We start from the raw sequence: 14,936 nt of genomic DNA on the forward strand, positions 1-14,936 counted from the left end.
ACCGTGCTCAACATCAACAACAAAGCCACAGAGATTAAGCGTGAAATTCTGATTCATATCGCCCGGTATCAGCTGGCGGGAACACTGGAAAAAAAACTCTATGCCCTCCCCAGAAAAATGGTCCCTCTGCACGGCATTCCCTTTCGCTGCTGTGTTCACCATGACCGGGAAATACTCAGCCAGCGGATCATCGCACGGCTGGGACACAGCATAGAAGACTACGATGAGGAAAAGCAGCTTTCCGACTATGCAACGGAAGCGCTGGAAAGGGAAAAACCTACAGAACCCATGCTCACTGTCATTGATGAAGCCTGCAATGGCTGCATCCGTGCCTGCTATATGGTAACCAGTGCATGTCAGGCCTGCATTGCCCGCCCCTGCATGACCAATTGCCCTAAGCAGTGCATTCATATCAGGAAAGGCCGTGCCCTGATTGATGATACCCAATGCGTCAACTGTGGCATCTGCCAAAAAAACTGCCCCTTCCATGCCATCATCAAAATTCCCGTTCCCTGTGAGGAAGCCTGTCCCGTAAATGCCATCACAAAGGATGAAAACGGCAAGGAAACCATAGATTACAGCAAGTGTATTTTCTGTGGAGCCTGCATACGAAGCTGCCCCTTTGGTGCCATGGTAGACAAGGGACAGCTTGTGGACGTCATCCGGCATATCATGGAAGGAAAAAAGGTGGTGGCCCTCTATGCGCCGGCCATAGCCGCTCAGTTCCGCGCTGCTCCGGGCCAGCTGGATGCAGCCTTTATTCTGGCCGGTTTCCATCAAACCTTTGAGGTTGCCCTTGGTGCGGACATTACGGCGGCCAAAGAAGCCATTGAATTTGAAGAAAGAATGGAACGGGGCGATACCCTGATGACCACTTCCTGCTGCCCGGCCTATGTACGCGCCATTGAAATCTATGTACCGGAACTTCTGCCTTTCATCTCGGAAACCCGATCCCCCATGCATTACTCAGCAGAGCAGGTGAAGCAGGAATTCCCAGACTGCATCAGCGTATTTGTCGGACCCTGCCTTGCCAAACGCAAGGAAGGTTTTGATGACCGCCATGTGGATTATGTGCTTTCCGCCGAAGAAATTGGTGCTCTGTTTGTTGCCAGAGAAATCGATGTTGCCACATGCGAACCTGTTCCTTCCCCACATCAGCCCACCAGCGGTGCCAGATATTTTGCCCGCTCCGGCGGTGTTGCCCAGGCCGTTCAAAACAGACTTGCCCACCCGGAAAAACTGAAAGTCAGAGTGATTAACGGGTTGGATAAGGCTGGTATGAAAGCTCTCCAATCCTATGGCAGAGCCGCATCGGAGCACAAAGAAACCCATGCCAACCTTGTAGAGGTCATGGCATGTAGCGGGGGATGCATCAATGGCCCCCTTGTGCTGACCAATCCTAAAACAGCGGGAAACCAGCTCCAGAAATACGCAGAAAACCGTCCCCAGACCTGAGAAAGGAAACGCGCATGGAAACATACCGCAGGATTAAAGAAGTGGTAAAAGGAGAAGAAACCCGGGACGGTGCAGGAGTGCGGCTGGTAAGGCTTTTCAACTGCCGCACGGCGGAACGCTTTGATCCCTTTCTCATGATGGATGCCTTTGATAACAGCAGATCCGAAGACTATATCAAAGGATTCCCCTGGCACCCGCACCGGGGCATAGAGACCATTACCTACCTTATAGAAGGCAAGGTGGATCATGGTGACAGCCTTGGGAACAAAGGCCGCATTCTGGATGGAGACTGCCAGTGGATGACCGCAGGCAGCGGTATCATTCATCAGGAAATGCCCCAGCCACCGGGCAGGATGCTGGGCGTTCAGATATGGCTGAATCTGCCAGCAGACGGGAAAATGGCTCCCCCGGCTTATGGCGATATCCGATCCGATGCCATTCCCATCATCCGGGAAGAGGGCTGCGAAATTCGTCTGATAGCAGGCAGCTACCGGGGTGTTCAGGGCGCTTTTGAAGGACGCTACATCAAGCCCCTTTTCATGGATATCAGCCTTGCGCCTCATACGCTATGGGAACTCCCTACGGATGCCGACCACACCCTCTATACCTACATCTTTCACGGAGAAGGCCGTTTTGATGCCGACTGTCCACCCATGGGTGAAAAAAACGTCCTGCTTTTCAGCTCCGGCAGCCGAATCCGGGTTAAAGCCGAAGACAGCGCCCTGCGCTTCATCCTCCTTTCCGCCCCCCCCACTGCATGAGCCCGTTGCCTGCGGCGGCCCCATTGTCATGAATACACCGGAGGAGGTGGCCCAGGCCTACAGGGAACTGGATGAAGAAACTTTTATCAGACACCCCAGACAAGGAGATCCCTCTTTCTCGCAGGATAAGCCCTAGCTGCCTTGCGGCCGACATCTTTATTCAGAAACCGCCGGGACTCTCCCTGCGGTTTTTTTATCCGCCAGACCAACCCGATTTTTCTGAAACCATGAAGTGCGCACATCCACAAAAACGCAATAAAATACATACATTTTCGTATAATTCACCCCTGACAAAAACAAGCGCATTTTATGGAAAATCCTTTAATATCAAAAATTTATATACACAAAAACACCCTTGGCATGATTTGTGTTTCTCTTATCACAGGAAACGCACCGAAAGGGGGGCACTCTTGTTTCAGGAAGACAAAGGGCCGGGGCCCATGACCATGATAAAAAAAATATCTGCCTGTTCCTTCAAAAAGGTGGCATCTCGGATGACTGACTGTGGGGGCTACTGGGAAGGATCCTGGAAAGAGCACAGGCTGGGCTCGGTTTTTCAGCCCGTCTACAGCCTTGCACATAAGAGAATTGTAGGATTTGAAGCCCTCATACGGCCCTTCCGAAAGGGTCATCCCGTAGACCCTCATAACTTTTTTCACGGTCTTTCCAGAGACACACTCATGCTGACGGACCGCCTCTGCCGCGCCCTCCATATAGCCAACTTTCAGAGGCTTGGAAATAAAGACACCTGGCTTTTTCTCAATGTGGCCACCGATGTGGCCGTTCATGCCAGGCAATATGGCTCATTTTTTTCTGAGCTTCTGGATTATTACGAACTTTCTCCGGAATCCGTAGTGATTGAGGTGGTGGAACAGGCCACAGAAGATCCGGAACGTATGGACAGGGGTATATCCTTTTTCAGGGATCTGGGCTGCCTCATTGCCATGGATGATTTTGGCGCAGGAAGTTCCAATTTTGAACGGATCTGGCGTTTTTCCCCCCACATTGTGAAGCTGGACCGAACCATCATTGCCCGTGCAGGTCGCGAAGCCCGTACCCGGCGCATGCTTCCCGGTATTATTTCCCTTTTGCATCAGGCAGGCTCCCTTGTTCTTGTGGAAGGCATTGAAAGAGAGGAGGAAGCCCGTATTGCCATGGAATCGGATGCGGACATGGTACAGGGGTATTATTTTGGCAGACCGGAAAAGAATCCGTCTCCGGCCTCTCCGGATTTTGATGGCCTGATGGAGCGATGCAAGGCGGAGCTGGGAGAAAAGGAGCATCTGTGGCGAAGGCGGAACAAGCCGGTTCTGGATCTTTTCTCCCTTGCCCTTGAGAAGCTCTGTTCCGGACTGAAACCGGAGGAGGCCTTAAGGGGCATGCTGGAGGATACGAGAACCCTGCGTTGTTATCTGCTGACTCCCACTGGGCTGCAGGTGGGGGCCACCCTTACGGGTACAGCTCCGGAAAGAAGGTCCGACGCCTGCTTTGCTCCTCTGCAGGAAGGACGCAGCGGAGACTGGTTCCGCCGACCCTATTTCAAAAGGGCTCTTCGTACTCCCGGCCGGGTTCGGGTCACCCAGCCCTACCGCTCTATTACCGGAGACGGAATGTGCCAGACCCTTTCCTGCTATGTAACTTCAGGATCAGAAAGCTGGATTGTCTGCTGTGATCTTTGTTTCAGCGAGGCTTTTTGAAAAAGATCCTGCATCGGAAAAGGCCATCGCTTTTCAGGTACCCAGAAGTTTTTTGATCTTTTTTTGCGATCGGACAAGGAGGAAGTATGCTGTTGAACAGGAGAAAAAAACGGGGCCTGCCGGAAACATTTTTTGCAGAGATTGCTTCCGATCCCCGCGCACCTCTGGATCTGTCTCACCGCTTTATGAAAACCGATATCAGAGCCTCCCACAGGCCTGTTATGGAAATGCTGGACCGGATTTATGATCGTTTTGAAAGTCAGATGCACAGCATTGCCGAAGGTGCCCTGCCCCTTTCCTCCCTTGCTCCCGAACTGGCTGACATTGCCGATCGTTTTCAGGATACGGGAACAAAGCAGCAGGAACTGGCCATCCGCATGGTGGAGGAAACGGAGCAGGCTGTAAGGGCGGAAGCTTCCATGGCAGATCTTGCATGCAGGGCAGCAGAACATTCCGAGGCCATTGCCCATGCCCTTGAGATTTGTAAAAATCAGGGGCATACGGCAGGAAAAGGAATGGGTCATATAGGCGAGGAGACCCGCATGCTTTCTGAGCAGGTTGGCCAGCTCTCCTCCGATGCCATGCGCATTGATCAGATCATCGGAACAATCGCTGCCATAGCCGAAGATACGGGCCTCCTTTCCCTGAACGCCAGCATAGAAGCCGCCCGGTCCGGCAGGGCTGGAGCCGGTTTTGCGGTCATTGCCCAGGAAATCCGCCGTCTTTCTTCTCAGGTTGCCCAGGCCGCAGACAGTATTCACACAGAGCTTTCCCGTATCCGGGGACAGATCCGTGAGACCGCCGCAGGGGTTGACAGGGTCAAAAACTGTGTGGAAGAAGGTGAAATCGCCATTACAGATGTTCTGTCCGGACTTGGGGAGGTTGGTGTGCGCCATGGAACCTTTGTGCAGGATATGGGTGTACTCAGCCGTACCGCGGAAGGTCAGGTCAGGGTTTTCGGGGATGTGGCTTCCTTTGTCCGGGAAATTCGTCAGGGAATCGAAGAGCGTAACGGAGAAGGTGTAAAAATTTTAAGTTGTGCCAGAAACATCCGCAACCTTACGGAAAAACAGCTTGTTGCCACAGGAGGCTTTCATCTGCGCTGCCACAGCAGGGCAAAGGCGGCCGTCAGTGCGCTGGCCGCATCCGGGGAATTGCTTTCGGATCAAAGGCCTGTCAGGGAAGGGATTCTGGCGGAATTCGTTTCTTCCGCCGCCTATGTGGAACTGGTCTACCTGACGGATACCAGAGGCGTGCAGACCGTTGCCAATCAGTTCCGGAGGGGCATGGATGCGGTGTACGCGTCCGATGGATACGGTGCGGACTGGTCCGGTCGTCCCTGGTTTGAGAAAGTGAAAAAAAGCCAGAAGGTTTTTGCTTCCGATATTTACAGATCAAAGGCTACGGATGCCTTCTGCTGCACGGTGGCTGTACCTGTCCATGACAGCGAAGGCCGGTTTTCCGGTGTGCTGGCGGCGGATCTCTGCCTCGAAGAATTGCTGAAAATATCATAAGGGACCGGAGGCCCAAGGCCCCCGGTTTGTTTTTTAGCTCTTAAATCAAAGACGTTTCAAGCTGAAATCGGAATATCATCAGCCCCCGAAACCCGCATCTTCCATGTCGATGGCTGCGCCATCCATGACCCGGATGGAGGCAAGCCTGCCTGCGGTGACGGGAAGCTGGGTATTGATGAAGAAACGGGCCGTGGTGATCTGGCCTTTGTAAAAGGCATCATCCTTTTTCTTCAGACCGATTTTGGGTTCCGCTACCAGGGCCCGCCACAGAAGCATCCATGCCATGGTCAGGTCTCCTGTGGCTTCCAGGAAGGGATGGGTAAAGGCAAAGGCATTGAGAACCTTGTCACTGGCTGCGGCCTTACCCAGTACCATGGCGGTTTCCGTGTAGGTTTCCAGTAGTTTTTCCACATTTTCCGCCAGAGGCCGGATGGATTCAATGTTCCGAGCCTTTTCTATGGTGCTGCGGATTTCCTCCAGATAAGCCATGAAAGCGGCCCCTTTTTTCATGCCCATCTTGCGGCCCACAAGGTCCATGGACTGAACGCCGTTGGTGCCTTCGTAGATCTGAAAAACACGGGCATCACGAAGCAGCTGGGCCACGGGATACTCCTCCACATAGCCGTAGCCCCCATATACCTGCACGGCGTGGGAGCAGACCTCAAAGGCCTTGTCCGTGATGTAGGCCTTGATGATGGGAGTCAGCACCTCTTCAATATTTTTCAGTCTTTCCTTTTCTTCCGGGCTGTCGGAAAGCTGGCAGCGGTTCTGAATCATGCCATTGTAGTAAATGAGGCTGCGCATGCCGTCCACAAAGCTCTTCATGATCATGAGCTGGCGACGCACATCCGGGTGACGGATAATGGCCGCAGGACCTGCATCAGCGGGATCGGTCATGTGTTTGGTCTGAATACGCTGGCGGGCGTAATCCAGGGCATACATGTAGGCGGTGGTGGCGTTGGCAAATCCCTGAAGGCCTGTCATCTGACGGGCTTCATTCATCATGTGGAACATGGCGGCCATGCCCTTGTTCTCTTCTCCTATGAGGGTGCCTATGCACTCACCCTTCCCTCCCAAAGTCAAAGAGCAGGTGGAATTGCCGTGCAGCCCCATCTTATGCTCAATGCCCGTGCAGATCACATCATTGAATTCTCCCAGAGAGCCATCTGCCTTGATGCGGTATTTGGGCACCATGAAAAGGGAGATGCCACGGGTGCCTTCGGGGGCTCCTTCAATGCGGGCCAGGGTAGGATGGATGATGTTTTCCACCATATCCTGCTCACCGCCGGAGATGAAGATCTTGGAGCCGGACAGGGAATAGGTGCCGTCAGGATTACGTCTGGCCACAGTACTCAGGGCACCCACGTCGGAGCCTGCATCCGGTTCGGTGAGGAGCATGGTGCCGGACCATTTGCCAGCATACATGTTTTTCAGTACCTGATTTTTCTGCTCATCCGTACCAAAATTCTCTATCAGCCGGGCCGCACCATGGGTGGCCATGTGAAAGAGCATGAAGGAGTTGCAGGCACCGTGGAAATACTCACTGGCCGCAAGACATATTGGCTTGGGCATTCCCTGCCCTCCCCAGTCCGGTGTATCGCCCATGGCCAGCCACTGACCATCCAGATAGTTTTTGTACACCTTATGGTAGGCTTCGGGTACCCGCACCGTTCCAGCATCAAACTCGCAGCCTTCATCACTGATTTTTTGCAGAGGAAGAATTTCCTTGATGGCAAGGTTTCTGGCCTCACTGACAATAAGATCGATGGTTTTACGATTGAATTCCCTAAAGACACTGCTTTTGGCAAGCTCGGCCACTTCAAGCTGTTCATGAAGCACAAAATCCACATCCCGGCGGTCGGCAATCAGTTGGGCCATTCCAGTTCTCCTTTTCGAGGACACATATGGGGCTAACGTAGCCCGTATACAAAATATGTTACCCGGTCTTCAGCAAGCTGCCTGCTTAACAATACACTGCTATTTTAGATTCTTTTGCTAACCAGCGGCACCGAACATACATCTTGCATGCAAAGCTGTTTACCCATTCCATTCCTGCCGCCACCGCAGCAGGCAATCCCTGTTCATAAAGTCGAATATATATTCATTAAAAAGAACCCATATTTTATATTTACGAAAATTTCAACACCGAATACCACTCACCCCATCCGAAATGGCACAGCCGTCCTCTGGATTGAACCCGGTGAATATGACACACAAAAACAGATCCACAAGTGTGCCGGGGCTGCGCTCAAAGGATCAAAGCCTCTCCGGGCAGCTTCATGCCATATTCCAACGGCAGAAAACACAAGCCTTCCACAGCAAAGGAACTTTTCATGCCTGCCGAAAAGACGAGATCGTATGCATGGCCTTTTCCCTTGACGCATCTTTCATAAAACCTATATCTTTATACTGTCGGGTATTCTGTCATTCACAGAAAAAACAGAGCTTTTTGGCTCTGGTTCCGGACTTCTTCCCATAGACATTCTCCCTTGCCACGGTTCTCACCAGAAAAAAGTATCCCAGCCTCCGGCTTCGCAGGCTACCACACCCTGCCATTGGCCATCGGACTGCAAACAAACCCATGGAACATGACGCTCCTTCTGCTGTAACCCAAAACCATACATACCAGGAAAGAGCAGATCCCCATGCACAACACCCTCAGCACAAAACTTCTTACCGAGCTTCCCCTCAGCATGGCCCTGTATGATGAACACCAGACCATTCTGTGGGCCAACAAAGCTTATACAAAAATGACAGGGTTACCACTGGAAGAAATCATAGGGATGAAATGCCACGCGCCATGGGGCTTTACAGCAACCTGCCCCCACTGTCCCATTACAGAGGCCATGGAAAAAAACGGTATGGTTCAGGCAGACCTGACTCTGGACAACCAACCGGAATGGTGTCATGCAAGGCTGGGGTGCCGGATTAAAACCAGTATGGTCAAGGATGATGCAGGCAAACCCATCGCCATCATGGCTGTTTTTCTTGATCTGGCAGACCATATCCTCCGACAGAGACGGCAGGACAAAACCGTTGCTGCTTTTACGCGCCTTCTTGACTACGCCACTTCCCACAACTCCATGAATGATCTTCTGCAGGAATTTCTGGATGAGGCGGAAACCCTTACGGAGAGCGAAATCGGATTTTACCATTTTGTGGGACAGGATCAGGCAACCATTACCCTTCAGGTCTGGTCCACCCGTACCCACAAGATCTGCAAAGCACCCGGAGCAGGACAACATTATCCGGTTGAACAGGCCGGAGTCTGGGTGGAATGTATCCACAAAGGCAGCCCTGTCATTCACAACGACTACCTTTCCCTGCCCCATCGAAAAGGGCTGCCAGCAGGCCATACAGCGGTAATCCGGGAACTGGTTGTGCCCGTTATCCGTAACGGAAAAATTGTGGCTGTTCTGGGCGTTGGCAATAAAAAACAGGATTATGATGAGCAGGATGTTCGGGTTGTGGAGCAGCTTGCGGACATGCTCTGGGAAACCGTTGTCCGTAAAAAAGCAGAGGAAGAGAATGAAAAACTCCAAACCCGTTATGCTCAGGCCCAGCGAACGGAACTGGTAGGAAGGCTTGCGGGAGGTATTGCGCACGATTTCAACAACATGTTGGGCATTATCATCGGCCATACCGATTTGGCTCTGGAAATACAAAATCCTCCTGAAGGACTGAAGAAAGACCTGCTTGAAATCCGCAATGCGGCCGAGCGTTCAGCAGGGCTGACACGTCAGCTTCTTGCCTTTGCACGCCAGCAGACCATTGCCCCCCAAACCCTCCATCTCAACGCCGCCATTCAACAGATGCTTTCCATGCTTCGCCGTCTGATTGGTGAAGATATCGAGCTTCTATGGCTGCCGGGCCCCCATCTCGGGTTTGTTAAAATTGACCCTTCCCAGCTTGATCAGATTCTTGCCAATCTCTGTGTCAATGCCAGAGATGCCATTCAGAGTACTGGCAGAATCACCATAGAGACCGGGAACGTGTCACTGGATGAACATTATTGCAGCCATAACCCGGAGTTCAGACAGGGTGATTATGTCATGCTGGCAGTCAGTGATAACGGATGCGGTATCAGCAAAGAAGCTCTTTATCATATTTTTGAACCTTTTTTTACCACCAAAAAAGAGGGCCAAGGCACAGGTCTCGGTCTTGCCACCATCTACGGAATTATCAAACAGAATAATGGATTCATCCATGTATACAGCGAACCGGAAATGGGAAGCACTTTCCGGATCTATTTTCCCCGTGAGGACAAAATGAACGCAGAAAAAAAGCCCTCCCCTGCAACCGCTGCAGCGGGAGAGAGGAAAACCATTCTTCTTGTTGAAGATGAAATTTCCATGCTGAACCTTTGCACAAGAATGCTCAAAAGCCTTGGCTATCAAGTTCTTTCCGCAGGCACACCGCGGGAGGCCTTGAGCTGCTCAGGCTCTTTTCCCGGCAGGATCGATCTTGTGGTCAGCGATGTTGTCATGCCGGATATGAACGGACGGGAGCTGGCGACCCTTCTGGAACAGGAGAGACCTGATCTTAAGGTTCTTTTCATGTCCGGATACACGGCCAATGTCATCGCCCACCATGGTATCCTGAAAGAAGGAATTCATTTTCTCCAAAAACCCTTTTCAAGACAGGAGCTCAATGCAAAAATCCAGGAGATTCTCATGTAGCCCTGCACACAATCTGCACTTTTTACAAAGCCAGCTCCAATCCTTCTTTTTATGACTCTGCATCATACGTTTCAAACGATTACGGCCGCATTCAGAAAGGCAATACATAGGCACAAAGACTGCTGCACCATTCCTGAGGCCTGCTCACCGGTGCGGTATCCAAAAGGAACTGGCGTAGTTTCTGATTCCCTGCGTTCAACCTTCCCGCCTGCCTTATGCAAAGGCCACCTGCAAGCAGTCAGACCGGGGGATCAAACCCCTGTAACCACATCGCAGAGAGCACCGAATTACATGCGCTGAACGGCTACCTGTTTTATCCCACCCTGTACATTTCCGGTACAATACCCTACTTATACGGTCAGCCTGGTGCACCATACCGCACCCCTTCTCCTGACTTTTTTGCATACAACGCCTTGCGCTTTCTGCCCTTTGTACTGGCAGGCTTTTGGGGGGGCGGTAATTTTCTTCTCTTTCCATGATAAAGGAGCCTGCATGCCACCCAGAAAACGACTCAGTGAATCAGAACGCAATTTTTTCGAACTGGTGTTCAAGGCCGGCATGACCAATCCTTTCAGTGACGCCAGAAGCTCTTTGGATACCACCATCGCAGGTGTTTTTCCCGAGACAGACAAACAGGAAAGAATCCGCCGGATGGTGGAAGAAGTTTCCCGAAAAATAGCCCTGCTGGAAAAGGAAGGAAGAACCTGCCTTGATGCTTACGATGGGCGGGATAAAGTTCTTCTCCGCACAACCTTTCTCTTTGAACTCTTTTATACTTTTCGCAGAAAATTTGATGCACTCATCGAAAGCCAGATTGAAGCTGGCACAGCCCCCGTTCGCGTACCCTTCACCAAAGACGCCCTGGCCCTGCTTCACAAAAGGGGTCTGAAAACCCGGCACACCTTTGAACTGGCCTTTCAGCTCCGGCGTGCTTACCATTTCATTGACAGAAGCCTTTCTGGGCGCTCCGCGTCCATGAAGCGATTCCGGGAAAGTCTTTGGAATAATGTTTTTACCCAAAACCTCGACCTTTATGAACGCTATCTCGTTAATCGCATGGAAGATTTTTCCACACTCATTCTGGGCGAAACAGGAACGGGAAAAGGAAGTGCTGCCGCAGCCATTGGCCGATCCGGCTACATACCCTTTGATCTGGAAAAAGAACGTTTTGTGGAAAGCTTCACGCTGGCTTTTGTTCCTCTCAATCTTTCACAATTTCCCGAAAGCATAATGGAATCCGAACTGTTCGGCCACAAAAAGGGCTCTTTTACCGGTGCCGTTGATGATTTCAAGGGAGTCTTTGCCCGCTGCTCTCCCCATGGGGCTATTTTTCTGGATGAAATCGGAGAAGTGTCGCCACCCGTTCAGATCAAACTCCTGAACGTACTGCAGGAGCGAATCTTTTATCCTGTGGGCAGCCATGAGCCTGTGCGCTTCCATGGCAGGGTCATTGCTGCCACCAATAAAAGCCTGCAAAAACTGCGGACGGAAGTCTTCCGGGACGATTTTTACTATCGCCTGTCTTCCGATATTATCGTTGTCCCTCCCCTGCGCCAGCGTATTCAAGAAGACCCCGAAGAGCTGCACACGCTTCTGGATCACACTCTGGCCCGACTTGTGGGAACACCATCTCCGGAATTGGCCCAAATGGTCAGGCGTACCCTCGCCCGCTCCCCTGGACCTGACTACGCATGGCCGGGCAATGTGAGAGAGGTGGAACAGGCCGTGCGCCGCATCCTTCTCACCTCCGTTTATGAGGGAGAACCCCGCGCCTCAGCCCGGCCCCTGGAGCAGTGCCTTCTGGAGGGCATGGAGTCCGGAACCCTCACCGCTCAGGAACTGCTAATGGCCTATTGTGCACGACGTTATGAGGTTGCCCGCACCTATGAGGAGGTTGCACGCCAGACAGGGCTGGACAGGCGCACGGTTAAAAAATATGTTTTGGGATGGAAGAAGGCACAACACCCGTAAAAAATACGGAAACCACTGAACTACCCCATGGCCTTTGCAAAGAACGGCGGATGGTGTATCCTCAAGCCCATCTACAGAACCCATCATCAATGTAAGGAAAAGGAGAAAGATATGCAGGAATGGATATGCACTGTGTGCGGCTATACGCATCACGGAACAGAAGCACCGGATACCTGCCCGGTATGCGGTGCCAGCAAAGCCGTCTTTGAAGCCACTGCAGCGGAAACAACCGGGCAGAATGCGAAGGATGCAGAAAAGAAGGAACAGAACCCCACGACCTCCAGATGGCGGTGCACGGTTTGCGGCTATATCCATGAAGGTGAGGAGCCTCCGGATATCTGCCCGCTTTGCGGTGCTGACAGAAGTGCCTTTGAACCTGCGGACAGCGCCGACCCTGAGAAGGAACCGGAAAACGAATCCAAGCGTCCGTTCTCCACCGGTGCCACGCCCTCCCTGCAGGGCAATCCCCGTGAGTGGGTAGACGAGCAGATTCTCCTGCACCATGCCCACCCCATTTCCGTTCATATCCCCAACGGGGTACTTCCCATTGCCGTTTTCTTTGCTTTCATCGGCATTCTCTTCAATGCCCAGGCATTTAAACTGGCAGCCTATTTTAACATGACCATGGTTTTTCTTGCCCTGCCTGTGGTCCTGTACACGGGTTTTGTGGAATGGCGCGGCAGGTACCGGTCAGCCATGACATCCATTTTTCGCACCAAAATTTTTTGCGCTGCGGTAGCCACCATCTGCGTGTCCATCATCGTCATCTGGCGAAGCTTCAGCTCTGAAGCAGAAGGCTTCTTCTATTTCCTTCTGCATCTGGTTGCCCTTGGTGCCATCGGCATCGCCGGCCACTTGGGAGGCAAGCTTGTTTTTGGTAAACGGGGCTGATTGTTTTTGAATGCAGTTTCATACCAACGAACGAAATCTAAAAAGCCTGGGTTCTTTTGTAAAAAAAGCCCAGGCTTTTTACAAAAGCCCCAAAAAAACGGCTTCGCCAGACAAGCCCTGATCAACGATCCCGCCACAACCAATACCACGGCCCGCACTACAGTAAAAACATGCCTGACCTAAAAACAGACACCCTGACAAGCAGGCTACCTTCAGGGACATGCTTTCTTCCTGAAAACCAGACTGCCCCAGCCCTTTTCCTGCCTTCTACCCACAAGATGCAGACTTTGCCCATAGGATGACTGAAGAGGGTCCATCTCCTCCGCCCTCATACCCGACAGGACCAGCACCCCCCCACGGATGAGACTCTCATCCAATCGCACCTTCAATGCCATGAGCGTTGGAGGTCTGAGGTTCGCAGCGACAAGATCCCATTTCTCATTGTCAGGCCAGACATCGGATATAACGACGGAGGCATCCAGCCCATTGAGACGAACATTTTCCAGGGCATCATTTACCGCCACAGGATCATTGTCCACCCCCAAAGCTTCCGCCATTCCATGGCGAACAGCTGAAATGGCCAGCACACCCGTACCCGTACCCACATCCAGCATCCGGCCTCCCGGTACAGCCATTTCTTCAATCCATTCAAGGCAAAGCCGCGTGGTCGGATGGTCTCCCCCCCCAAAGCTGTCCCCCGGCATGAGGACAACGGGTTGCCGACTCCCAGCAAGAGGCTTTACGCCCGGCACCAGCAGCTGGGTACTGCGGCCCACGGGAAGGGGGCTATGCCAGCCTCGCTGTACACAGGTTCGGCCATGGCGGATCAGATAGGCCAGATCCCCGCCCTCAATCAGGGCAGCAAGAGCCTGCTGGACAACCCTTCGGGGCAAGGCTGTTTCCAAAACGATTAACCGCACAAGCTCTGCTGGCGTACAGCTTTCTTCCGACTCACCGACACGTTCCAGCAGGTATTCGGCCAGAGCGGCACTTTCCATTCCCGTTACTCCTTCAGAAGCTCAGGGCTTTTGCCCTCACGGATCAACACGTCCCTGTACCAGATGGCAAAATCATAAAGCCCCCGCACCCGGTCATCTTGATTCACAATACCAAGGGCCATTTCATAGGCGGCCTTCCCATAAGAAGTAGAAAAACTCTCATGGGGGCGGGTTTTCAGAAACTCATGGATCAGATCATGGGTTGTTCGGCGGGTACCTTCTGTCCGGATATCAATGGGGTCTTTGGGTTCAGCAAAAGGGTCCCACTCTTCATACCCATCCTTCAGAATTTTTTGCTGCCCCCTTTTTCCCATACTGTCAAAAATGGCTTTTTTCCTGACGGCTATCTCTTCCGGGGAAAAGAGAGAAGGCTCTTGGCGGGGTTTCGGTCCTTGCATCAGCCCTTATCCTCCTCTGTCGAAGAGGTCTCTGACACTATACCGAGATATTCTTCATTGAAATCCGTGAGAAGAGCCATGGAAAGGGGAATCAGCATCTCAGCCATCCGGGTATACCGGGTCTCCATGGCGTCCACCATTTCTTTAGATACCTGATACAGTTTTTCATACAAGGCATCCATATTCACGGTAGGATAGGGTTTGCCCTGTGCAAAGGCCGACTTTCCGCAGGTGTGGCTGACACCGTTACTGGATGTCGGGATGCCGTACAACCGGCAGGTAAGGGGCCGAAACTCATAAAGCTGGCAGGTTTCATCCTCGCCCAGCAAGGGGCAACGAACCCTTTCCATGGACATCCGTCCAAGAATCTCGACTTCGGACACGCCTTCATTTCTTTCCTTGGCAGCATCCTTTTTTATGCGGTAAGTCTTTCGGTCCGCCCGATTGGCTTTTTCCAGAATGACATGTTTTTCTGCTCCGGAAAATCGCTCGTCAAATTTTTCTTTAATATAGATCGCTTCCACAAGGCTCAGGTCGAAAAGAGCATGGCAGCAGTCTGCACAGCGGGTTGT

Annotated in this window: 13 protein-coding genes; 8 read left to right on the plus strand and 5 right to left on the minus strand. The window is 52.2% G+C overall.

Annotation, left to right across the window (positions count from 1 at the left end):
• Positions 1-3: 3 nt before the first annotated feature.
• The 5 genes from OOT00_RS14645 (at position 4) to OOT00_RS14660 (ending at position 5,427) form a co-directional block, all read left to right on the plus strand.
• Positions 4-1,455, plus strand: coding sequence for a monomeric [FeFe] hydrogenase (locus OOT00_RS14645; protein ID WP_265426159.1), 1,452 nt, complete (start codon positions 4-6; stop codon positions 1,453-1,455).
• Between the two features lie 14 nt (positions 1,456-1,469).
• On the plus strand, positions 1,470-2,216 hold the full coding sequence (locus OOT00_RS14650) for a pirin family protein (RefSeq protein ID WP_265426160.1): 747 nt from the start codon (positions 1,470-1,472) through the stop codon (positions 2,214-2,216).
• A gap of 28 nt (positions 2,217-2,244) precedes the next feature.
• Positions 2,245-2,352, plus strand: a complete 108-nt coding sequence (locus tag OOT00_RS16490; RefSeq protein ID WP_368407605.1) for a hypothetical protein — start codon at positions 2,245-2,247, stop codon at positions 2,350-2,352.
• Between the two features lie 358 nt (positions 2,353-2,710).
• A complete protein-coding gene (locus OOT00_RS14655) occupies positions 2,711-3,913 on the plus strand; it encodes an EAL domain-containing protein (protein WP_265426161.1) in 1,203 nt (400 codons plus the stop codon).
• A gap of 86 nt (positions 3,914-3,999) precedes the next feature.
• Entirely contained in the window at positions 4,000-5,427 is a 1,428-nt protein-coding gene (locus tag OOT00_RS14660) for a methyl-accepting chemotaxis protein (protein WP_265426162.1), read from the plus strand.
• Positions 5,428-5,505: 78 nt separating this feature from the next.
• On the opposite strand, the gene OOT00_RS14665 is transcribed toward OOT00_RS14660, so the two are convergent.
• Together OOT00_RS14665 and OOT00_RS14670 are read right to left on the minus strand one after the other, a co-directional pair.
• Complete coding sequence (locus OOT00_RS14665) at positions 5,506-7,305, minus strand: acyl-CoA dehydrogenase (RefSeq protein ID WP_265426163.1); 1,800 nt, start codon at positions 7,303-7,305, stop codon at positions 5,506-5,508.
• Between the two features lie 546 nt (positions 7,306-7,851).
• Positions 7,852-8,010, minus strand: coding sequence for a hypothetical protein (locus tag OOT00_RS14670; RefSeq protein ID WP_265426164.1), 159 nt, complete (start codon positions 8,008-8,010; stop codon positions 7,852-7,854).
• Positions 8,011-8,072: 62 nt separating this feature from the next.
• On the opposite strand from OOT00_RS14670, the gene OOT00_RS14675 reads away from it, so the two are divergent.
• The 3 genes from OOT00_RS14675 to OOT00_RS14685 all read left to right on the plus strand — a co-directional run bounded on the left by OOT00_RS14675 (position 8,073) and on the right by OOT00_RS14685 (position 12,968).
• Complete coding sequence (locus OOT00_RS14675) at positions 8,073-10,106, plus strand: GAF domain-containing protein (RefSeq protein WP_265426165.1); 2,034 nt, start codon at positions 8,073-8,075, stop codon at positions 10,104-10,106.
• 492 nt (positions 10,107-10,598) lie between these two features.
• Complete coding sequence (locus tag OOT00_RS14680) at positions 10,599-12,077, plus strand: sigma-54-dependent transcriptional regulator (protein WP_265426166.1); 1,479 nt, start codon at positions 10,599-10,601, stop codon at positions 12,075-12,077.
• 111 nt (positions 12,078-12,188) lie between these two features.
• Positions 12,189-12,968 carry a rubredoxin-like domain-containing protein gene (locus tag OOT00_RS14685; protein WP_265426167.1) on the plus strand — a complete coding sequence of 260 codons (780 nt, stop codon included), beginning with the start codon at positions 12,189-12,191 and terminating at the stop codon, positions 12,966-12,968.
• 212 nt (positions 12,969-13,180) lie between these two features.
• Here the strand turns inward: OOT00_RS14685 and OOT00_RS14690 are convergent, their stop codons facing one another.
• From OOT00_RS14690 to OOT00_RS14700, 3 genes are all read right to left on the minus strand, one after another.
• Positions 13,181-13,966 carry a 50S ribosomal protein L11 methyltransferase gene (locus tag OOT00_RS14690; RefSeq protein WP_265426168.1) on the minus strand — a complete coding sequence of 262 codons (786 nt, stop codon included), beginning with the start codon at positions 13,964-13,966 and terminating at the stop codon, positions 13,181-13,183.
• Positions 13,967-13,971: 5 nt separating this feature from the next.
• The gene (locus tag OOT00_RS14695) at positions 13,972-14,364 is read right to left on the minus strand and encodes a hypothetical protein (protein ID WP_265426169.1); all 393 of its coding nucleotides are present in this window, start codon (positions 14,362-14,364) and stop codon (positions 13,972-13,974) included.
• Positions 14,364-14,936, minus strand: a 573-nt coding sequence (locus OOT00_RS14700; RefSeq protein WP_265426170.1) for a YkgJ family cysteine cluster protein, incomplete at its 5' end; no start/stop codon positions are given. The genes OOT00_RS14700 and OOT00_RS14695, both read right to left, overlap by 1 nt.

This window comes from Desulfobotulus pelophilus (assembly GCF_026155325.1).
Classification (GTDB): Bacteria; Desulfobacterota; Desulfobacteria; order Desulfobacterales; family ASO4-4; genus Desulfobotulus; species Desulfobotulus pelophilus.